We start from the raw sequence: 21,217 nt of genomic DNA, 5'->3' as shown, positions 1-21,217 counted from the left end.
ACGACATCAGAACGAATACACCAGCGTCAGCGACGTCTGCGTATCCGTATTCTTCTTGTCTTCCGGGACGTTGGTGTCGTTGCGGGCGCTGAACGCCGCCTTCATCTGCATCGTCCCGTTGATCTTGGTGGACAGCGAGGTCTCGGCGATCGAGTGCGTGTTCGCCGTGCTGCGCTCGACGCTGATGCTCTGCGAGAACGCCGCCGACGGGCTCACGCGCCAGCGCAGCTGGGCCGCGCCGCGCACCGTCATGCCGGACTCGATTCCGCCTTCCGCATTCTCGCCGTGGAAGTAACCCGGACCGACCTCGACGTCGAGCGTCTTGTCCTCGCGCCGCATCAGCTGCGTGCCGTAACCGACGGACAGCGAGGAATAGCGGGTGTAGGCGCCGAACTTGTCGTTCACGTGCGAGCCGAGCACGAAGGCGCGGTTGCCGTCCGTGAGCAGCTTGTAGGCCGCCTTGGCCGATACCGAATAGCGCTGGGCCGAACGGGTGCGCTCGCGCGAACCGTCGTCGTTGACGATTTCGTCTTCCTTGAAGTAGCCGCTGACGATGTACTCGTTGCTCCAGTTCTTCATCTCGTGGCGGGCGTCGATCTTGCCCGTGACGGACGTGCCGGTCGTATTGCCGGAGGTGGAGATCGCGCCCAGTTCCGCCGACGTGTACCAGTTGCTGCCCTCGGGGATGGGCTTGGACGGCGCTTGGGTGAAGTAGGTCGACTGCGGCGCATCGGGGACATCGAGTGCATCGTCGGCCCAGGTATTGCCGGCTGCGCCGGCCAGGGCCAGCGCGCAAAACATCAGAGATTTCATAGGCATCTGTACGGCTGCCGTCTGCGCTCCGCTGCCGAAGGGGCGAACCGGACCTGGGACAGCCTGTCGTTCATGGATGGTCCGCCGATACATGGCAAGCGCGTGGCACGCAGGCGCGGCGGAGGCAACATTGTAGCCTAAAGCGCGACGCACGGCTTTTTGCGACGAAATTTTATTCTCGAAAATTCTCACGGAAAATAATGCAATTGTTAAGTCGCCATTAATTATGTTTGCAATGTGATCAGGCCGGTGCCTAGAATGCCCGCTTTGCCGGACATACCGGCTTGGATGTATAAGGAAGCACATTGATCAGGGTAGTTATCGCCGACGATCACGAATTGATCCGCGAAGGAGTCAAGAAGATCGTCCGGCACTGCGCCGACCTAAAAATCGTCGGCGAAGCCGCAGACCTGAAGCAGTCCATCGCGCTGATCGCCCAGGTTCGTCCGGACGTGGCGGTGCTGGACATCAGCCTGCCCGACAGCGATGGCCTGGACGGCCTGGCCGAGTTGCGCCGTCATTTTCCCGCGCTGCGGATCGTCATGCTGAGCATGCATCCGGAAGAGCGCTTCGCGCTGGCCGCCATGCGCGCCGGGGCGCTTGCCTATGTATCGAAGTCGATGGCGTCGAGCGAACTGGTCGAGGCGATCCGCTGCGTCGGCACGGGCCGCCCCTGGGTCGGGCCGCGCGTGGCGGCCTTGCTGCAGCAGGAGGGCGACCCGGCCGCACGGGCGCGCCACGAGAGCCTGACGCCGCGCGAGTCGGAAATCGTGGCCCTGATCGGGGCCGGCCTGCAGATCAAGCAGGTCGCGGCGGAACTGGGCATCAGCGTCAGCTCCGTGAACACCTACCGCAGCCGGATCTTCCGCAAGATGGGCATGTCGACCAACGCGTCCCTGATCCGTTACGCGCTCCAGCACGGCCTGGCCGGCTGATTCGCACGAATTGGTTGCCATTCAACAACAATGTTAAAGCTTGCTGTCGTTAAATATGCGACACAGCGGCTGACCAAAAGATAGGGCTGAGCAGCTCGCCATCGGCGTGGCCGACTTCGAGGGATCCGGTAAGAAGCCGCGTAAATACAGTCCATGTATCATATGCGCGCGAAACAATGTTATTTCTTAACCATCTTCGCTATCATCACAGCAAGACACATTCGGGCGTAGGTTGCGCTTGCCCTTGACGGTTTCTGAACAATCGCCGCAGAACGATGACGACAACGCAAGACATCCCGCTGCCAGCCGCCCTCGCGAACATCCTGGTGGTCGAGGACAGCCCCACCCAGGCCCAGTACCTGGTCCGCCTGCTGCAAGGAACAGGCGGCTACCGCGTCCGCGTCGCCGGCGACGGGCTCGCCGCGCTGGAGCAGATGCGAGCCGACTGCCCCGACCTGGTGCTGAGCGACATCGCCATGCCGCGCATGGACGGCTATGCGCTGTGCCGCGCGGTCAAGGACGATCCAGCGCTCGCCCACGTACCGGTCGTGCTGCTCACGAACCTGTCCACGTTGCAGGACATCGTGCGCAGCCTGGAGGCGGGCGCCGATGCCTTCCTGCGCAAGCCCTACGAACCCGAGGAACTGTTCGCGCGCGTGCGCCGCCTGCTCGAGCAGCGCGCCGCCGGCGACGACCGTCCGCTCGAATTCCTGGCCGGCGAGCGGCGCCGCATCTACGAGCTGCTGGTCGCCACCCACGAGGAAGCCTTGCGCCTGAACGAGGAGCTGGCGGAACAGCAGGCCGGCCTGGAGCGCATGGTCGGCTCCCTGGCCCTGCTGGGCAGCATCGCCGGCGCGCTCAACGAAGCCTTGACGGAGACCGCCGTCGCCGACGCCGCGCTGGGCCGGCTGCTGCAGCTGGCCGCCCTCGACGGCGCCGCGCTCAGCACGGCGGGGCCGGACGGGCTGCTGCGGGTGGTGCGGTCGGAAGGCGTGGCCGCGGCGGCTGCGGTGTGCCCGGAATGCCAGGGCGCCGGCGCCTGCGCCACGGACGGCGAGCGGCGCCTGTGCGTTCCGCTGATGGCGGGCGAGCGCAAGCTGGGCGTGCTGCACCTGGTGTGCGCGGCCGATGGCCTGGAGGAAGGCGAGCGGCCGCTGCTCGACAGCGTCGCCAAGCAGGTCGCCCTGGCCCTCGAACGGGCCGACTTGTATGCGCGCCTGGAAGCGCTGGTGGTCGAACGCACGGCCGACCTGCGCTCGGAACGCAACCGCCTGTCCGCCATCGTGGAGACGGCGGGCGCGCTGGTCCTGCTGATGGACGCCGAAGGCCGCATCGTGATGTTCAACCGCGCCTGCGAGGAAACGCTGGGATGGGCCGCACAGGATGCGATCGGCCGTCCCTGCTGGGACGTGATCCGCCAGGCCGACGACCCGGACGCGGCGCACCGCCTGTTCGACGCGCTGGTCGCGGACCGGCTGCCGCAGCCGGTGCAGGGCGAATGGGTCGCGCGCGACGGCAGCATCCGCTCGATCCTGTGGAACAGCACGGTGCTGCGCCGGGAGGACGGCAGCGTCGACTACGTGCTCGGCACCGGCATCGACATCACGCAGTTGCGCGGGGCGGAGGAACGGCTGCGCTACGTCAGCAATTTCGATACCCTGACGGGCCTGCCCAACCGCCAGCTGCTGGGCGAGCGCTTTGGCGAACTGGAAACCGACGCGCTCGCGTCGAACAAGCCGCTGGGCTTTTTGCTGCTGCGCTTCGGGCGCATGGCGCTGATCCGCGAGACGCTGGGACCGCGCGCCGAACAGGTGCTGCTGCAGCAAGCCGCCGGGCGCCTGAAGGAGCTGGCCGGAAACGACCCCGTCGGGCGTTTTTCCGAAGGCGCGTTCGCGCTGGCGGCCGTCTGCGAGGACATCGACGCCTTCTCGGCCCTGGCGCGGCGCCTGCTGGCCGGGCTCGACCCGGCCTACCAGTTCGAGGGCGAGGAGCTGCACCTGGACCCCTGCATCGGCATCGCCGTGTATCCGAACGACGGCCGCGACTTCGACGTGCTGGCCAAGGGTGCCGAGGCGGCCCAGCGCCTGGCCGCGGACGGCATCGGCCAGCGCTTCGCCTTCTACCGTCCCGAACTCAACCACGGCGCGAACGACCGCTTCCGCCTGGAGAGCGCCTTGCGCCGGGCGCTGGAACGCGACGAGCTGGAACTGCACTACCAGCCGCAGGTGGACATGACCGGGCAGATCGTCGGCGCCGAGGCGCTGCTGCGCTGGCGCAGCCCGGACCGTGGACTCGTGTCGCCTTCCGTGTTCATCGGCCTGGCCGAGGAGAGCGGCCTCATCATGACCATCGGCGAGTGGGCATTGCGCCAGGCCTGCGCCCAGCTGCGCGCGTGGCAGCTGGCAGGCATCGATCCCGTGCCGGTGTCGGTGAACCTGTCCATGCTGCAGTTCTCGGACCGCATCGTGCCCACGCTGCGCCGCATCCTCGACGACTACGGCGTCGACCCCAGCCTGCTGGAACTGGAATTGACGGAGAGCGCATCGATGGCCGACGCCGGCAAGAGCGTCGCCCTGCTGGCCCAATTGAAGGCCATGGGGATCCGGCTGGCGATCGACGATTTCGGCACCGGCTACTCGAACCTGAACTACCTCAAGCGCTTCCCCGTCGACAAGCTGAAGCTCGACCAGTCCTTCGTGCGCGACATCCTGCATGACGGTGAAGACCTGGCGATCTCGCGCGCCGTCATCGCCATGGCCCACGGCCTGCGCCTGACGGTGGTGGCGGAGGGCGTGGAAAACGCGGGCCAGCTCGCCGTGCTGGAGCAGCTGGGCTGCGACCTGATCCAGGGGTGGCACTACAGCCGCGCGGTGCCGGCGGACGACTTCGCCCGCCTGCTGCGCGCCGGCCGCCTCGCGGGCGGCGCGCCCTGAGCGAAGCGTCGAACAGGAAGCGTCAGGTTCCCACGTAGACGATCTTGAAGGTGAACAGCAGGGCGATCACCCAGACGACGGGCGCCACTTCGCGCGCTCGCCCCGTGGTCAGCTTCAGCGCCGCATAGGTGATGAAGCCGAAGGCGATGCCCTCGGCGATCGAATAGGTGAAGGGGATCACGAGGGCCGTGATGGCCGCGGGAATCGCCTCGGTCGTGTCGCCCCATTCGATGTCGCCCAGGTCGCGCAGCATCAGGCAGGCGACGAACAGCAGCGCCGGCGCCGTCGCGTACGGCGGCACGACAGCGGCCAGCGGGGCGATGAACAGGCAGGCCAGGAACAAGGCGGCGACCGTCAGCGCCGTCAGGCCCGTGCGGCCGCCGGCCTGCACGCCGGCCGCGCTTTCCACGTAGGCCGTCGTGCTGGACGTGCCCAGCGCGGCGCCGGCGACGATGGCCGCGCTGTCGGCCAGCAGCGCCTTGCTCAGGCGCTCCATCTTGCCTTCCACCAGCAGCCCCGCGCGGCTCGCCACGCCCATCAGCGTGCCGGTGGCGTCGAACAGCTCGACCAGGAAGAACACGAGGATCACGTTCTGGATGCCGACGCCCAGCGCCCCCGGCACGTCCAGGTGCAGGAAGGTCGGCGCGATCGAGGGCGGCGCCGAGACCACGCCCTGGAAGGTGTTCCCGCCGAAGAAAAAGCTCAGCACCGTCACGGCCACGATGCCGATCAGGATCGCGCCGCGCACCCGCAGGCGGTCCAGCGTGACGACCAGCAGGAAGCCGGCGACGGCCATGATCGGGCCCGGCTGGTGCAGGTCGCCGGCCTTGACCAGCGTCGGCGCGTTGGGCACGACGATGCCCGCGTTCTTCAAGGCGATCAGGGCCAGGAACATGCCCAGGCCGACCGTGATCGCCACCCGCAGCGAGTGGGGGATGCCGTTGACGATCATGGCGCGCAGCCCGAACAGGGACGCGAGGATGAACAGGCAGCCGGACACGAACACGGCGCCCAGCGCCGCCGGCCACGGCACGCCCATCCCCAGCACGACGGCGTAGGCGAAGTAGGCGTTCAGGCCCATGCCCGGCGCCATCGCGATCGGGTAGTTCGCGTACAGGCCCATCACGGCGCTGCCGAGGGCAGCCACGAGGCAGGTGGCGACGAACACGGCCTCCTTGGGGATGCCCGCGTCGCCGAGGATGGCGGGGTTGACGAAGATGATGTAGGCCATCGTCAGGAAGGTGGTCAGGCCGGCCAGCATTTCGGTGCGCACGTCGCTGCCGCTCTGCTTCAGCTTGAAGAGTCGTTCGAGCATGGGAGGGGGGGATAACGGGGGATGATGGCCGAAGCATAACATCCGGGGCCCGGGTGCCGCGAGATCGCCCTCATCGATTACACTAGCCATACCATGACGACACCTACCATCTATGCGATCGGCGAATGCATGATCGAGCTCCAGCGCAGCCCGGCCGGCACCGGCACGATGGACTACCGCTTCGGCGGCGACACCCTGAACGCGGCGGTCTACATGGCGCGCCTGCTCGATCCCGGACTGGCCCGCGTGGCCTACGTGACCGGACTCGGGGTCGACGGCATGTCCGACGAGATGCTGGCGGCGTGGGAAGGCGAAGGCATCGGCACCGGGTCGGTGCTGCGCCTGCCGGACCGCCTGCCCGGCATCTACCTGATCGAGACCGATGCCGGCGGCGAGCGCCGTTTCCACTACTGGCGGCGCGATTCGGCCGCGCGCCACTGGCTGCAGGCGCCGCAGGCGGACGAGGTCCTGGACCGCCTGGCGACGGCGCGCCTGTGCTACCTGTCCGGCATCAGCCTGGCGATCCTCGCCGGGCCGGACCGCGAGCGCCTGCTGGCGGCGCTGGCGCGCTGCCGCACCAACGGCGGCAGCGTCGCCTTCGACAACAACTACCGACCGCGCCTGTGGGACGGTCCGGAGGCGGCGCGCGCCGCCTACCGCGCGGCGCTGGCCCACAGCGACCTGGCGCTGCTGACGCTGGACGACGAGGCGGCCCTGTACGGCGACGCCGACCCGCTCGCCGCGATCGAACGCGCGCGCGCGCTCGGCGTGGAGGAGATCGTCGTCAAGCGCGGCGCCGACCCCTGCCTGGTCTGGCACGACGGCACGCTGGCGGAAGTGGCCGGCGCACCCGTCGAACGGGTGGTCGACACGACGGCGGCGGGCGACTCCTTCGGCGCCGCCTATGTCGCCGCGCGCCTGTCCGGGCAGGATCCGCAGGCGGCCGCCCGCGCCGGCCACCGGCTGGCCGGCGCCGTGATCGGCGTGCGCGGCGCCATCATTCCTCGCGCCGCGATGCCCTGACTAGATGCGCCCTTCGGCCACGAGGGCGCGCGTGCGTTTCAAGGTCGACAGCAGGGCCGCGCGGTAGCCGTTGTCGCCGTCCAGCGTGGCCTGCTCGGCCTGTTCCTCCGGCCCGCCCGGCGTCTTGTCGCGCAGGCCCAGGTAGCCGTAGAAGCGCAGCATCAGCCGGCCTGCGCCGTCCTCGAACAGTTCGTTGACGATGACGCCCTCGCGCGGACCGGTCGCCTGGAAGAAGGACACCTTGCGCTCCTCCTCGAAGGCGATGATTTCGCGCAGGTCCTGGCCGCCGATCGCGGCTTCGCGCACGATGTGGGTGGCGCTTTCCTCGACGACGTCGCAGCGGGTGCACAGGCCCGGCGGCAGGAACTGGCGGGCGTCGCGCGCCTTGAGCACGAGGCCGGCCCAGGCCTGGGCGCGGGTCAGCGGGGCTTCCCCTGCCGGGTTGACGGGGACGGTGGCGGTCGAATAGATCATGATCTTCTCCTTGTTCGGTCAGCGGTGGTTTCAGGGTTCAGTCGGCGGCGGCGAGGGCGGCGGCAAAGTCGCGGTAGGAACGCAGCGGGCGTCCCAGCATGGCCGCCAGCCGGGCGGCGGCGCCGTCCGCCCCCGCCATGCCCACGTCGTGGAAGCGTTCGCTCATCAGGCGCATGTCGTAGGCCATCCAGGGCGGCATGACGTTGCGCAGGTTCTGCTCGAACGCCGCGCCGTCGTCGCCACCGTAGGCGATGGGACGTTGCAGGACGTCCGACCAGATCGCGGCCACCGCGGCGCCCGTCAGCGTGTCCGGGCCGACGAGGTCGATGCGTTCCAGCGGCAAGGGCCCGGCCGCCCGCTCGCGGCGCAGCAGTTCGATGGCGGCGATCTCGCCGATGTCGCGCGCATCGATCATCGCCAGGCCGCGGGTGCCCAGCGGCATCGGATACACGCCGTACTGCTGTACGACGTCCTGTACGGTGCGGTCGTTGTCCATGAAATACGCCGGGCGCAGGATGGTGGCGGGGATGCCCAGGTGCTCGATCATGCGTTCGACGCCGAACTTGCCGGCGAAGTGCGGCACGTTCGCATAGCGGTCGGCGTGGATCACGGACAGGTAGACGACGCGCTCGATGCCGGCCTCGCGCGCCAGGTTCAGTGCGACGAGGGCCTGGGTGAATTCGTCGGGCACGACGGCGTTCAGCAGGAACAGGGTGGATACGCCCTTGAAGGCGGCGCGCAGCGAATCGACGTCCAGCAGGTCGCCCTGCACGGTCTCGACGCTCGCGGGGAAGCCGGCGGCGCGCGCTTTCGCGGGATCGCGGACGAGGGCGCGGACGGTGGCGCCGCGTCGGGCGAGTTGTTCGACGACGTTGCGGCCGACGGTGCCGGTGGCACCGGTAACGAGGATGGTCATGGTGTTTCTCCTTGGTGGTTGAACGACAGTGATTGCGTGATTCCATCGTAGCCATCCCACGGGCGGTCCGATAGAGGGTAATATTGGACATCCCGTCTCGCTGGTGGAACACATGGACTTGCTCGCCCTCGCCGATTTCAACCTCGTGGCCCGCCATGGCGGCTTCGGCCGCGCCGCACGGGCCACCGGCCGGCCTAAGGCGACGCTGTCGCGCCGCGTGCTTGAACTGGAGGCGGACCTGGGCGTGCGCCTGCTGGAGCGCGGCGCGCGCACGCTGCAGCTGACCGAGGAGGGCAAAGCGCTGCACGCCCGCACCGGCGCGCTGCTGACCGAGATCGACGAGGCGGCCGCGGAGATCGCCTCGGGCGGCGCGCGGCCGCGCGGCGTGCTGCGGGTCAGTGCGCCGCTGCTGTTCTCGCAGGTCGCGCTGGGACGGCTGGCGGCCGGCTTCGCGCTGGCCCATCCGGAGGTGCGGCTCGAAGTCACGACGGAAGACCGCGCCGTCGACATGGTCGAGGAGGGTATCGACCTCGTCATCCGGGTCAATCCGGATCCGGACGAGAACCTCGTCGGCCGCGTCCTGCTGCGCGACCGCCTGGTGGTCGTGGCCAGCCCCGCGCTGGCGCGCCCGGCGGCCGGCATGCCCGTCGCCGCCGTCGTACGCGGCCGGGGCGAACGACGCACGGCCTGGGAGGTCGAGGGCGCGGCGCCGATTCCTTTCGACCCGGTGCTGCGCCTGTCCTCGCTCGTCATGGTGCGCGACGCCGTGCGCGTCGGGGCCGGCGCGGCCAGCCTGCCCCTCTCGCTCGTGGCGGGCGACCTGGCGGCCGGCAGGCTGGCTCACTGGGGCGACATCGACGGCCCGGAGACGGCGCTGTGGGCCTTGTATCCGTCGCGCCGGCTGCTCAGCGCGCGTGTCGCGGCCTTCCTGGACCACCTGCGCGCCGCCTTCCCGCGCGGCACTCCGGAGGAGCTGGCGGCCTTCGTCGACGCCTGACCGGCCCCCATCGTTTGGGTCCGCGCCGCCGATTTGCTACCATGGCATCTCGTTCACTCTTTGCGATCCCGCCATGCCGAAAAACAAGCGCCCCGTCCCCCGCAAACCCGCCAAGCAGGCGGAGGAGCCGGACTACGACGCGCTCGCCCAGAACCTGGTCGACCTCGCCCTCGAGATTACCGAGCGCGAAGACCTGGACCCGCCGACCCTCGCGTCGCGCGAGCAGGACCTGACGACGCTGGTGCGGCGCCTGCTGCGGCGCAAGCACGACGAGGTCCTGTACGGCGCCGTCGAGCTGGCCCTGTATACGGGACCGGATTGCGGCCGCTTCCTGCGCGAGCGCGTCGAGGAGGAAGCGGCGACCCTGCTGATCCGCCAGGACGACGACACCGAACTGGAGATCGATGCCTTCATGATCCCGCTGTTCGTGCACAGTACGGGCGGCCTCAAGGCCGAGGAGGCGTTCGCCGACGATGCCGCCTACGAGGAACTGGTGGACAGCTTCCGCGCCGCCGGCCTGGCCAGCGCCGACACGCGCATCGTGCTGGCGCGCTGGCTGTACGACCTGGACGGCGTGGACCGCGTGCGCTACAGCGAGCTGCAGGAGATGCTGCGCGAGGCCGCCCAGGTGCTGCGCTCGAAGAAACTGGTGGCGGCGCCCGCCATCGAGGCCAGCATGCTGCCCTGGCGCGACGGCGGCTACGGTCCCGACGACGATGCGATGCAGCTGCGCTTCCTGCTCGGCTTCTCCTTGAAGCGTGCGGACGATCCGTTCTACAAGGTACCGAAGGACGAAGCGGCGGCAGACGCCTATTTCGAGGCGCGCATGGCGCGCTATCGCATGTGGGCCGGCAGCACGGCGCCGGTGCTGCAGCGCTGCCTGGCGGCGGACCCGTCCAGCGTCGAGCTGAACTTCCTGTACCAGGACCTGTTCTACGGCGCCAAGGAGCAGGGTCTCGCGGAGCTGGGCATGCTGGCGACGCTCGCCGAGGTCAACCTGCGCCTGGACGAACAGGAGCGCGATCCCGGGCGCATCAAGGCCGTCGTCGCGCCGGTCGAGGCGGAAGGCCAGGGCGTCCTGCGCATCAACCTGTATCCGCTCGACGGCGGCGCGCCGCTGGCCACCGTCGACAAGCCGCTGGACCTGGGCGCCGAGCTGGAGGGCGAACTGGAAGACTTGTGCGACGCCCTCGGCACGCTGGGCCTGGACGGCGTGCTGCTGGCACGCGGCTTCGACGCCGGCGGGCAGCCGGAGGAGGCCGAGCCGTATCTGACGGCCTGATCGTCACTTGCGCATGGCCTGAACCCTTGCAAGAAAGCGGCGCGCCGGGCAGGGCGCCGCTGTTCCGCCCGCCTTACTGCCGCGCAGACCCGCCCCGCAATCCGTCAAATCCGGCAGATTTCTGCGTGATTACACGGATTTTCAGCATCTTTCATCCCTGTGCACGCCGCAGCGCACAAGAACACTGGATGGGTTTTCGTAGTGTTTCTTCTTGAGCGTATGTAGGACGCCGCCTACAAGACAAGACCAATTGTTTGTCCTAGCTAGGGGATCGCGACGAATTTAACGAAACTCAGTGTCTAGTTGGCAGGATTGCATTCCTACACGGGAAATATTAAGAATTTTGCATGATACGATTGCCGGGTCGGGTTGCGAAAGTGCGCCAGTTTCCAAGAGCAGCGCAAGCGCATGCGACCGACAGGAATTCAGATCAACGAGAACGCCACGAAGGCGAAAGGAACTTGAACATGCCAACCCTGATCGTGTTTTGCCACCTGCGCTGGGATTTCGTTTTCCAGCGTCCCCAGCACCTGATGACGCGCCTGGCGGAACACTACAAGATCGTCCTGGTCGAGGAGCCGATCTACCACGAAGGGCAGGCACACCTGCAGAAGCGCGAAGTCGCTCCGAACATCACGGTTGTCCAGCCCCATACCGCCATCCACGCCCCGGGCTTCCACGACGACCAGCTGCCGACGCTGGAAACCCTGCTGGCCGAAGGCGACCTGGTGCCGGAAGGCGAGAAGCCCGTCGTCTGGTTCTACACCCCGATGGCGCTGCCGCTGCTGAAGGCCTTCGATCCGGCGCTGGTCATCTACGACTGCATGGACGAACTGGCCGCGTTCAAGAACGCCCCGAAACAACTGCTGCAGCGCGAGAGCGCCCTGCTGAACATCGCCGACCTGTGCTTCACCGGCGGCCCGAGCCTGTACGAGTCCAAGCGCGAGCGCCACGCCAACGCGCACTGCTTCTCGAGCAGCGTCGACGCCAAGCACTTCCAGCAAGCCCAGGACCGCGGCAACAGCCACCCGGACCAGGCCCACGTCGCCCATCCGCGCCTGGGTTTCTACGGCGTCATCGACGAGCGCTTCGACACCGGCCTGATCAAGGAAGTCGCGGCGGCCCGTCCGGACTGGCAGATCGTGCTGGTCGGCCCGGTCGTCAAGATCGACCCGAAAGACCTGCCGCAGGCACCCAACATCCACTACATGGGCCAGCGCAACTATGACGACCTGCCGAAATTCCTGGCCGGCTGGGACGTCTGCCTGCTGCCGTTCGCCCTGAACGAGTCGACCAAGTTCATCTCGCCGACCAAGGTGCTGGAATACATGGCTGCCGAGCTGCCGTCCGTCAGCACCCCGATCACCGACGTCAAGGTGCCGTACGGCGACGTGGTCGCCATCGCCGACACGCCGGAAAAATTCATCGCCGCCTGCGAGCGCATGCTGAACATGAGCGCGGAACAACAGGCCGCGCTGAAGGAGCGCATGCGCGCCATCGTCGCCAACACCTCGTGGGACAAGACGGCCGAGAAGATGCACCACCTGATCCAGACCACGGAACCGGGCAACAAGGCCGCGCGCCTGCTGAACCCGGCCCTGGACAGCGCCGACCTGGACGAAGTCGATGCCGACAACGTCGACGCGCTGCGCATCCACCCGGCCGCGGCCAGCCGCGCCGCGGGCCAGGATGGCCGCGTGCAGGCCGCCGGCTGATCGAGCAGTCCCTGCATCGCAACGCCGCCCCTGCGCAGGCAGGGGCCCGAGTTTCCAAGCGCTGTCGCAACGCTTGCGGAATTGGGCCCATGCCTGCGCAGGGGCGACGTGTTTTACATCGCCGTTACACGGTCGACCGCTTCGTCGGCAAGCGCTTGCGGCCGGTGCGCCAGCGCCGAGGCGAATAGCCCCGCGCCCAGCAGCGCCATCGCCAGCACCTCGTGCGCGGCCGGCCAGCGGCGTTCCCACATGAAGCCGTACAAGAGCGCGAACAGCGTCTCGAACAGGATCACCTGGCCCACCATCGTCAAGGGCAGCAGGCGGCTCGCGGCGTTCCACAACGCATTCCCCACCACGGAACACAGCAGGGCGATCGTGCCCATGCCGGCGGCGAACCAGGCCCATTCCGGGGCCGCGTGCGCCTGCGGGGCCAGCAGGAAGGCGGGCACGGCCAGCACCAGGGCGAGCGCGCCCGTCGCCACGCCCGTCAACAGGCTCCACTCGTGCCCGCTGACGCCGCCCAGGCGCGCGAGCCAGCGGCTGTTGGTCACCGCGTAGACGGTCCAGGAGCCGAGCGCCCCGAGGGCGCACAGGAGCCCGAGCAAGCCGTCCGACAGCGTGCCGCCGCGCGCCGCGGCCAGCGCCGGCCAGCCGATCGCGACCAGGCCCGCGACGCCCAGCAACAGCGAGCGCGCCAGGCGCCGCAAGGGCACCGCGCCGGCGTCGCGGCTGCCGGCCAGCGTGATCGTCACGGGTAGCAAGCCGATGACCAGGGACGTCATGGCAACGCCGCCCAGCTGCACGGCCCCGGCCAGGCACAGGTAGTACAGGATGTTGCCCGTGAAGCCCAGCCAGGCCAGGCCGATCCATTCGGCGCGGCCCAGGACGCCGTGCAGGCGCCGCCACGACGGCGCGGCCAGCACGGCCGCGATGAGGCCATAGGCAAGGTAGCGGCCGGCGGCCAGTTGCGCCGGCGAGAACCCGCGCGCGAGTTCCGGCGCGAGGAAGACGAGGCCCCACATCGCCCCGGCCAGCAGGCCGGCGCCGAGGCCGCGCCACGTTCGATTCGACATCATCGTGCTCTCCCAAAAACCCGAGTATGGCGGGAGCGCGGCTGCCGGTCTTGGCAGGGTCTCCTGGGAGTTTGACCGGGGCTACTGGGCACGTCGCCGGCGGCGGAACTCGGCCGGGGTGGTGCCCAGGCTGCGGCGCATGGCGCGCGTGAGGGCGCTCTGGTCGGAAAAGCCCGCGCGCAGCGCGAGCTCGGCGATCGGCAGGTCGCCCGCGCCGAGCCAGGCGCACACGCGCGCCAGGCGCAGCTGCAGCAGCCAGTCGCGCGGCGTCGCGCCGACCTCCTCGCGGAACAGCGCGTGCAGGCGGCTGGGGCTCAGTCCCGCCCAGCGCGCCATCGACTCCGCCGTCCACGGCGCGCCCGGATCGGCTTCGACGCGGGCCAGCAGCGCGTCCAGGCGCGAGCGCGGCCGCGGGGCATCGAGCACGAGCGTATCGAGCAGCAGCGGCGCCCAGCCGGCCACCAGCGCGGGCGTCGTGGCGCCGCGGTCGGCCAGCAGGCGCATGAACTCGACAAGCTTGCGCGCCTCCGGGCCCAGCGGGGCGAAGCGGCGCTCGTGCAGGCGCTCGCCGACGGCGGGATCGATCGCGGCCGTCGCGACGTCGACGATGAAGGACCGGTTCAGGCCATCGGCAGCCTGCGAGTGCCAGGCGCCCGGCGCCACGAAGGCGGCGTGCAGCGGGTCGAGCATCCGTTCCCGCCCCTCGATCTCGAGCGAGACGGCGCCGTCCAGCGGCAGGACGATTTGTGCGAACGCATGCCGGTCCGATTCGCGGACGCGGCCGTAGCTGCGCACATGGAGGTCGACGGAGGCGGGCAGGGACATGCGTGGTTCGATGGAGGGGACGGTGGTCCGCCAGTGTAGCACCGCCCGCCGCCGCCAAACCCTGTAAGATGCGGTCTCCCTTCGACTCATCCAAGGAATATCGTGATCGACCTCGGCAAGACCCCGGAGACATTCTCTGGCGCGCCCTTACAAGAAGAACAGACCTACCGGCCGAAGCTGCTGCAGCTCAACGGCAGGATCGGCAGGGCGCGCTACCTGGCATACGGGCTCCTGCTCAACCTCGTGCTGGTGGTGTGCCTGATCCTCGTCGCGCTGCTCGGCGGCGGCGTGGGGGACGGCAGCTTCACCGAGCTGGTGTACGGCATCGTCGCGCTGGCGATGGCGCTCGTCCTGGGCCGGCGCCGCTTCCACGACCTGAGGCGCAGCGGCTGGTTCGCGCTGCTGCTGGTCGTGCCGGTCGTCAACCTGTTCGTCAGCCTGTGGCTGATCTTCGCGCGCGGCGATATGGGAGCGAACCGCTTCGGCCCGGCGCCGGCGCCGAATACGCGCGCCGTGCTGGTACTGGCCTGGTTGGTGCCCCTGCTCGCGGTCGCCGGCATCGTGGCCGCCATCGTGATGTCGCCGCAGAAGTCCTCGTTCGAGCGGGCGCGCGACGAAATGGAGCAGGCGATCTGAAGGCGGAATAACGCGTCGCCCCTGCGCAGGGGCGACGTTTTTTCGTGACGCGTCACACGCGCCACACAGGAATCAAGCCAGTGGATCGATCGCGAACGCCGGCATGCGTGCGCCGCTCTTGGCCGCTTCCAGGAACTTGTCCGACGTGATCAAGGCTTCGTTGATGGTGACGTCCATGTCCAGGTAGCGATAGGTGCCCAGGCGGCCGACGAAGGTGACGTTCGGTTCGTCCTTGGCCAGGTTCACGTACTTTTCCAGCTGGGCCTTTTCGCGGGCCTGGCGAATCGGGTAGTACGGGGTGTCGTTTTCCTCGCACTGGCGGCTGTATTCCTTGTACATGATCGTGCCGTCGTGCTTTTCCCACGGCGAGAAGTGCTTGTGTTCCGTGATGCGGGTGTAGGGCTCGGCATCGTCGCAGTAGTTGACGACGGCATTGCCCTGGTAGTCGCCCTTGTCGCGGAAGACTTCGAAGTCCAGCGTGCGGTAGGGCAGGCGGCCTTCGGCGTGCTTGAACCAGGCGTCGATGGGGCCCGAGTAGAACACGTGCTCGTAGTTGCCCTTGTCGGCCGGGTCGAAGCGGGTGTTCAGGTGCACGGTGATGCCCGGCACCTTGAGGACGTTTTCCACCAGCTCCGTGTAGCCGTTGGCCGGCATGCCCTGGTACTTGTGGTTGAAGTAGTTGTCGTCGTAGTTGAAGCGTACCGGCAGGCGCTTCAGGATGCTGGCCGGCAGCTGGCTCGGCTCCAGGCCCCACTGCTTGATCGTGTAGGTCTTGAAGAAGGCTTCGTACAGCTCACGGCCGACGAAGCGCAGTGCCTGCTCCTCGAAGGTCTGCGGGTTCTCGATCGATTTGTCGGCCACCGATTCCAGGAAGGCCTGGGCTTCGGCCGGGCGGAAGGTCTTGCCGAAGAAGTTGTTGATCGTCAGGAGGTTGATCGGCAGGGTGAACACGCGGCCGCCCGTGATGGCCTTGACGCGGTTGACGTAAGGCTTGAACTCGGCGTAGCGGTTCACGAATTCCCAGGCGCGCTCGTTATCGGTGTGGAAGATGTGCGGACCGTAGACGTGCACCATGACATTGGTCTCGGGATCGCGTTCCGAATGACAGTTGCCGGCGATATGGGGGCGCGACTCGAAGACGTCGACGGTGTACCCTGCTTGGGCGAGCTGGTTTGCGATGACAGCGCCGGAGAACCCGGCGCCGACGATGGCAATATTCTTTTTCATTCGTTTATCCTGACTGTTGGTTGTTGTCTGCCCAGGGGAGGGCGGAGCCGCGCGGATGCTTGTGCCGGCGACGCGTCCGATTTCACATTCGCCGCGTGGCTTGGTTATCCCGCACGTCATTTTTATTCTGTTATGACAGCGTGGCAGGCAGCCTCGTCTTGGTACGAATGTGAAATTAGTGCAAAAAATATATCATTGAACGTCCATTTTGCTCCGCACAATTGAGAAGTACGGCTGAGCGGCCGCGTCCGCTGCCCGGGCGGGATCCCGGAAACGGGCGGTGAACTTGCGGCCAAATAAACCGAACGCGTCACGAAAAAAAAAGACCGCCGGCCGAAGCCAGCGGTCTTGTCCCGTCGCCTGCCCCCTAGGGGCGCGGCGCCTCACTTCTGGTTCTTGTGGCTCTGCGAACCGGCTTTTGCGTGCTGTTCCGGCGTGCCGCCGCGGGTCGAATTGCCGCTCTGCTGGTTGTTGCCGGCATTTTGCGACTGGCTGTTGCCGTCGTTCTTGTGGCTCATGGAGCCGGCGCGGCGTGCTTCTTCCGAGTCGAACTCGTGGGCATTGCCCGAGGCGTGGGCGGCGCGGCCGCCTTCCGAGGCGATCTCGCGCTGCTTTTGCGGATCCATCGATGCGAAGCCGCGGTTGCTGGTGTCGCCGCTCTGGTTGTTGCCCTTGTTGCCACCTTGCTGGTTATTCGATGCCATGATCGTTCTCCTTGAAGAATGGTTGTCTGAGGCCTCTGCCGGATCGACGTCTCCAGACGATCGATCGGGAAGAGGTGAAGCCATGGTAAAGCGCCGGTCATGCTCTGTGCATAGGACGCACCAGCCCGGTGCTGTAGGACGAGTCCGGCTACCATTTATTCACGAAGTCAGTGCACGGAGGCACCAGGTGGGGGCGCGCCATTGCGGCCGCCGTGCAGGGCGCCGGCCAGCTCGGGATCGGCCAGGCGCACGATCGACATCGGGTGGGCGAAGGCGATCCCTTCCTGCTGGAAGCGGCGGTAGATTTCCAGGAAAATGTCCTGCTGGGCGTCCATGTGCATGAAGTAATCGGAGCTGCGGTAGTGGTAGACGACCTCGAAGTTCAGCGACCATTCCCCCCACATCATGAAGTGGGCGCGCTCGAAGTCGACGTTGGGCTTGGAGGTGATCACTTCGCGGATCAAATGCGGGATGCGGCACAGCCGTTCCTCGCTGGTGCCGTAGGTCACGCGCAGGATGAACGCCACCCGGCGCGTCTGCATGCGCTTGTGGTTGTGGATGCGGCTCTTGAGCAGCTCGCCGTTGGAAAAGACCACCTGTTCGCCGCCCAGGCCGCGCAACCGGGTCGTCTTCAGCCCGATGTGTTCGACGGAGCCCAGCACGTCGCCCACGATGATGAAGTCGCCGACCTCGAAGGGCTTGTCGAGCATGATCGACAGCGAGGCGAACAGGTCGCCCAGGATGTTTTGCGTCGCCAAGGCCACGGCCACGCCGCCGATGCCCAGGCTGGCCACCAGCGTGGTGATGTTGATGCCGAAATTGTCGAGCACCATCAACGTGACGATGGCCCACAGCACCAGGCGCGAGATGAAGCACAGCACGCTGCTGGAGGCGCGCCGCTCGCCGTCCGCGTGCGGGCCGGCGCGGTACTGGTCGCGCCAGGCGCGCAGGCCCGTGTCCGCCCAGATGGCGGCCTGGACGAGCAGGGCGGCGATGCCGATGCGGGTCACGAATTTTTCCTGCTTCGCCGTGAGGTCGAGGAAGGTGCTGCCGATGTAGAAGGCGAAGGTCAGGATGAAGACCAGGTAGGTGCGCTGCAACATGGCGCCGGCGAAATCGTCCAGCAGCTTGGACGTGGGCGAGGCGCGCGCGGCCAGCCGCCGCAGCACGAAGCCGCGCACGGCCAGCATGACGAACGTGGCGGCGACGCCGGCGGCGATGGCCAGCGCCCACTCTTCGAGGGAATTCCTGAGGAAATAAAAATGGCCTGCTTGGGTCAAGTACGGCAACCGCATTTGAAAACTCATCGGCAAACTCCGGGAACGGCGTGAAGGCAGTCCCTAGTTTGGACGGGGCGCGCATGCTGGTGCGCACAATTGACTTTGGAAATGGCTGAGCCTACATTGAGTCGATGGCACACAAGAAACACGGATCGATGGGGGCGATGGCGGTTTCCTGCGGCACACTGGTCGTCGACGGCGACCACCGGCTGCTGCTGGGCCACGTCACGCACACGCCCCGCTGGGACATCCCCAAGGGTCTGCAAGACGAGGGCGAGACGCTGCTGGCCGCTGCGATGCGCGAGCTGTACGAGGAGACGGGCCTCGTCTTCCCGGCCGAGCGCTTCGCCGAGATCGGCCGCATCGACTACCGGCGCGACAAGGCGCTGCACCTGTTCCGCGTCGACGCCGGGCCGGACCTGTGTGCGCTCGACGGCCTGACCTGCCGCAGCTTCTTCCCGCATCGCAGCACGGGCAAGCCGACGCCGGAAATGGACGGCTACCGCTGGGCCACGCGCGCCGAGGTGGCGCGCCTGTGCTGGCCGCGCATGGCCGAGCGGCTACTGGCGCTCGACTGGTGACGCGGCGGCCGGGAGGCGCCCGAGCACGGACTCGATCGCCACCAGCGTGGCCGGCTTGGTGAGGTGTTCGTCGAAACCGGCGGCGGCCGTGCGCGCGCGGTCCGCGCTGCCGCCCCAGCCGGTCAGGGCGACCAGGCGCACGCCGTCCCAGTCCGGATTGCGGCGCACCGCCTGCGCGACCTCGTAGCCGCTCATGCCGGGCATGCCGATGTCGAGGAAGACCACCTGCGGACGCAGCCCGGCCAGCATGCGCAGCGCGGCGTGGCCGTCGTTGGCGACCGCCGCTTCGTGCCCCATCATGGCCAGCAGCGCCGCCAGGGTCTCGGCGGCGTCGCGGTTGTCATCCACCACCAGCACGCGCAGGCCGCCGGCGGAATGCGCCGCCACGTCCGCAGCGCGGGGACGCAGGGGCGCCGCAGCGCCCAGCGGCAGGCGCACGGTGAACACGCTCCCCAGGTTGGGGCCGGCGCTGGCGGCCGAAATGGTGCCGCCGTGCAGCTCGACAAGGCTTTTCACCAGCGACAGCCCGATTCCCAGGCCGCCCGGCACCGCCTGGCTCTCCTGCGACACTTGGGTGAACATGGTGAAGACGTCGTCGAGCGCGTCGGCGGGAATGCCGATGCCGTTGTCCGAGACGGCGATCAGGGCCTGGTCGCCGTCGCGCTCCGCCGCCAGCACGATGGAACCGCCGCGCGGCGTGTACTTGGCGGCATTGTTCAGCAGGTTGCTGACCACCTGGGTCAGGCGCGTGGCGTCGCCGTACAGCGCCAAGGGCTCGGCCGGCAGGCGCACGTCCAGCCGGTGGCGGTTGGTTTCGATGAGGGGCGTGCTCGTCTCCACCGCCGCGTTCAGCACGTCGGCCAGTTCGATCCAGGCGGGTTTCAGCTCGACCTGGCCGCGCGTGATGCGGGCGACGTCGAGCAGGTCGTCGACCAGGTGCACGAGGTGGTCCAGCTGGCGCTCCATGATGTCCTGCACGCGCGTGGCCGCGGCGGCGTCGTGCCCGGCGCGGCGCAGCAGCTGCAGGCCGTTGCGGATCGGCGCGAGCGGGTTGCGCAGCTCGTGCGCCAGCGTGGCCAGGAATTCCGTCTTGCGGCGGTCCTGCTCGGCGAGGTCGTCGTTCAGGCGGCGCAGCTCGAGGTCCACGCGGCGCTGCGCCGTGATGTCGGTGGACAGCACCACGACCTTGCGGCTGCCCGGCGGGCCCACGCGCGCGGCGTACACGTCGTACCAGCGGTCCAGTTGCGCCGCTTCGTTCACGAAGTGGGCCGCTTCTTCCGTCTCGGCCACGCGGGCAAAGGTGTCGAACCAGTGCTGTTCGTGCTCCGGCCTCAGGCTGCGCATGGTGCGGCCGACGGCGTCCTCGAGGCCCGTGTCGCGCGCGAACGCGCGGTTCACTTCGAGGAAACGGTAGTCGTTCGGCCGGCCGGCGGCGTCGTACAGCATCTCGATCACGCAGATGCCGCTGTCGATCGCGTCGAACAGCGTGCGGTAGCGCTCCTCGCTGGCGCGCAGGCGTTCCTCGGCCTGCTTCTGCATGGTGGCGTCGACCACCACGCCGCGCATCAGGCGCTGCGCGCCGCTGCGCTCGCACTGGCCGCGCGCCAGTACCCAGCGCCAGGCGCCGCCGGCGCTGCGCACGCGGAAGGTCGCGTGATAGGGTTCGCCGCTATCGATGGCCTGCGCGAGCAGCGCGCGCGTGGGCGGCACATCGTCCGGGTGGATCGCCGCGAAGAACGCGTCGACGGGGGCGCCGCCCGCATCCTCGGCAGGCAGGCCGAACAGCGCGAGCATGCGCGCATCGGCCTGCACGCTGCCGCTCTGCACGTCCAGGGTCCAGGCGGCAACCTCGGCCAGGCCGATGATCGATTCCAGCCGGGCCCGGGCGTCTTCCAGCGCGTCCTGGGTGCGGCGGCGCGCGCCCGCATTCGCGTAGGCTTCCAGGAAGAACGTGGCCTTGGCCTTCAGGATGGGCCGCGATACGGGGTCGTGCAGCACGGCCAGCGCGCCCGCCTCGTAGATCGATTCGAGCGAGAACGGCGCTTCCTTCGGGATGCCGTGCACGATCACGGGGGTGGCCGGCAGCAGGCCGCGCAGCTGGCGCACGCTCTCGAACAGCGCTGCGCTGTCGCCCGAGTAGCCGGCCAGGATCAGGTGAAACCGGGCGGGCGCGCATGGTCGAGCGCTTCGGCCAGGCTGCGCGCGCGCACCAGTTCGTAGCCCAGCTCGGCGGCGACTTCGCCGACGGCCGCATCGGGCACGGGACGATCGCACAGGAACAGCACGCGGCCATGTTCGGGCCGGATCATGCGCATGCGTGCCGCGTCCGCGATAGGGCGGCGGTCTGGAAAATAGCGATGGGCATGGCATACGGGATATCGTTGTTGTGCGCACGACTGTAGGTGCGCGGCGATCGAAAGTCAATGTCCGCTCGTGCGCGCCAGCCCGGGCCATTTGCCGCTAGGATTGCCGATAAGGATGGAGGAGA

General features: G+C 68.2%; 19 protein-coding genes. 8 read left to right on the top strand and 11 right to left on the bottom strand.

The window, feature by feature from the left end; all coding sequences use genetic code 11:
• Positions 1-6: 6 nt before the first annotated feature.
• Complete coding sequence (locus QPK32_RS12730) at positions 7-813, bottom strand: YdiY family protein (protein WP_290413186.1); 807 nt, start codon at positions 811-813, stop codon at positions 7-9.
• A gap of 305 nt (positions 814-1,118) precedes the next feature.
• Between QPK32_RS12730 and QPK32_RS12725 the strand changes: the two genes are divergently transcribed.
• Positions 1,119-1,748: a response regulator transcription factor gene (locus QPK32_RS12725; RefSeq protein WP_290413185.1), complete on the top strand. Its 630-nt coding sequence runs from the start codon at positions 1,119-1,121 to the stop codon at positions 1,746-1,748.
• 275 nt (positions 1,749-2,023) lie between these two features.
• On the top strand, positions 2,024-4,681 hold the full coding sequence (locus QPK32_RS12720) for an EAL domain-containing protein (protein WP_290413184.1): 2,658 nt from the start codon (positions 2,024-2,026) through the stop codon (positions 4,679-4,681).
• Positions 4,682-4,703: 22 nt separating this feature from the next.
• On the opposite strand, the gene QPK32_RS12715 is transcribed toward QPK32_RS12720, so the two are convergent.
• Positions 4,704-5,996, bottom strand: a complete 1,293-nt coding sequence (locus QPK32_RS12715; RefSeq protein ID WP_290413183.1) for an NCS2 family permease — start codon at positions 5,994-5,996, stop codon at positions 4,704-4,706.
• A 93-nt stretch (positions 5,997-6,089) separates the two neighbouring features.
• Between QPK32_RS12715 and QPK32_RS12710 the strand changes: the two genes are divergently transcribed.
• A complete protein-coding gene (locus QPK32_RS12710; RefSeq protein ID WP_290413182.1) occupies positions 6,090-7,019 on the top strand; it encodes a sugar kinase in 930 nt (309 codons plus the stop codon).
• On the opposite strand, the gene QPK32_RS12705 is transcribed toward QPK32_RS12710, so the two are convergent.
• Both QPK32_RS12705 and QPK32_RS12700 read right to left on the bottom strand, forming a co-directional pair.
• On the bottom strand, positions 7,020-7,493 hold the full coding sequence (locus QPK32_RS12705; RefSeq protein ID WP_290413181.1) for an AtaL-like protein: 474 nt from the start codon (positions 7,491-7,493) through the stop codon (positions 7,020-7,022).
• 37 nt (positions 7,494-7,530) lie between these two features.
• A complete protein-coding gene (locus QPK32_RS12700) occupies positions 7,531-8,409 on the bottom strand; it encodes an SDR family oxidoreductase (protein ID WP_290413180.1) in 879 nt (292 codons plus the stop codon).
• A 112-nt stretch (positions 8,410-8,521) separates the two neighbouring features.
• On the opposite strand from QPK32_RS12700, the gene QPK32_RS12695 reads away from it, so the two are divergent.
• The 3 genes from QPK32_RS12695 (at position 8,522) to QPK32_RS12685 (ending at position 12,403) form a co-directional block, all read left to right on the top strand.
• Complete coding sequence (locus QPK32_RS12695) at positions 8,522-9,406, top strand: LysR family transcriptional regulator (RefSeq protein ID WP_290413179.1); 885 nt, start codon at positions 8,522-8,524, stop codon at positions 9,404-9,406.
• A 73-nt stretch (positions 9,407-9,479) separates the two neighbouring features.
• Positions 9,480-10,688 carry a hypothetical protein gene (locus tag QPK32_RS12690; RefSeq protein ID WP_290413178.1) on the top strand — a complete coding sequence of 403 codons (1,209 nt, stop codon included), beginning with the start codon at positions 9,480-9,482 and terminating at the stop codon, positions 10,686-10,688.
• Positions 10,689-11,155: 467 nt separating this feature from the next.
• Positions 11,156-12,403: a glycosyltransferase gene (locus QPK32_RS12685; protein ID WP_290413177.1), complete on the top strand. Its 1,248-nt coding sequence runs from the start codon at positions 11,156-11,158 to the stop codon at positions 12,401-12,403.
• Between the two features lie 113 nt (positions 12,404-12,516).
• Here the strand turns inward: QPK32_RS12685 and QPK32_RS12680 are convergent, their stop codons facing one another.
• Positions 12,517-13,479 carry a DMT family transporter gene (locus tag QPK32_RS12680; protein WP_290413176.1) on the bottom strand — a complete coding sequence of 321 codons (963 nt, stop codon included), beginning with the start codon at positions 13,477-13,479 and terminating at the stop codon, positions 12,517-12,519.
• A gap of 78 nt (positions 13,480-13,557) precedes the next feature.
• Entirely contained in the window at positions 13,558-14,301 is a 744-nt protein-coding gene (locus QPK32_RS12675) for an AraC family transcriptional regulator (RefSeq protein ID WP_374046737.1), read from the bottom strand.
• A 102-nt stretch (positions 14,302-14,403) separates the two neighbouring features.
• Here QPK32_RS12675 and QPK32_RS12670 point away from each other — a divergent pair, with 102 nt between their 5' ends.
• Positions 14,404-14,937, top strand: coding sequence for a DUF805 domain-containing protein (locus tag QPK32_RS12670; protein ID WP_290413174.1), 534 nt, complete (start codon positions 14,404-14,406; stop codon positions 14,935-14,937).
• A 72-nt stretch (positions 14,938-15,009) separates the two neighbouring features.
• Here the strand turns inward: QPK32_RS12670 and glf are convergent, their stop codons facing one another.
• The 3 genes from glf to QPK32_RS12655 form a co-directional block, all read right to left on the bottom strand.
• Positions 15,010-16,164, bottom strand: coding sequence for a UDP-galactopyranose mutase (glf, locus tag QPK32_RS12665; RefSeq protein ID WP_290413173.1), 1,155 nt, complete (start codon positions 16,162-16,164; stop codon positions 15,010-15,012).
• A gap of 383 nt (positions 16,165-16,547) precedes the next feature.
• The gene (locus tag QPK32_RS12660) at positions 16,548-16,868 is read right to left on the bottom strand and encodes a KGG domain-containing protein (protein ID WP_290413172.1); all 321 of its coding nucleotides are present in this window, start codon (positions 16,866-16,868) and stop codon (positions 16,548-16,550) included.
• A gap of 167 nt (positions 16,869-17,035) precedes the next feature.
• Positions 17,036-18,148, bottom strand: coding sequence for a mechanosensitive ion channel family protein (locus QPK32_RS12655; RefSeq protein WP_290413171.1), 1,113 nt, complete (start codon positions 18,146-18,148; stop codon positions 17,036-17,038).
• A gap of 131 nt (positions 18,149-18,279) precedes the next feature.
• Here QPK32_RS12655 and QPK32_RS12650 point away from each other — a divergent pair, with 131 nt between their 5' ends.
• Entirely contained in the window at positions 18,280-18,729 is a 450-nt protein-coding gene (locus tag QPK32_RS12650; RefSeq protein WP_290413170.1) for an NUDIX hydrolase, read from the top strand.
• Here QPK32_RS12650 and QPK32_RS12645 read toward each other — a convergent pair.
• Complete coding sequence (locus QPK32_RS12645; protein ID WP_290413169.1) at positions 18,709-20,835, bottom strand: ATP-binding protein; 2,127 nt, start codon at positions 20,833-20,835, stop codon at positions 18,709-18,711. The two genes, QPK32_RS12650 and QPK32_RS12645, sit on opposite strands and share 21 nt — an antisense overlap.
• Positions 20,836-20,879: 44 nt before the next feature.
• Positions 20,880-21,044, bottom strand: coding sequence for a hypothetical protein (locus QPK32_RS12640; protein ID WP_290413168.1), 165 nt, complete (start codon positions 21,042-21,044; stop codon positions 20,880-20,882).
• Positions 21,045-21,217: the final 173 nt, after the last annotated feature.

This window comes from Massilia sp. YIM B02763 (assembly GCF_030412015.1).
Classification (GTDB): domain Bacteria; phylum Pseudomonadota; class Gammaproteobacteria; order Burkholderiales; family Burkholderiaceae_D; genus Telluria.
This window is presented reverse-complemented; position numbering and strand designations above follow the sequence as displayed.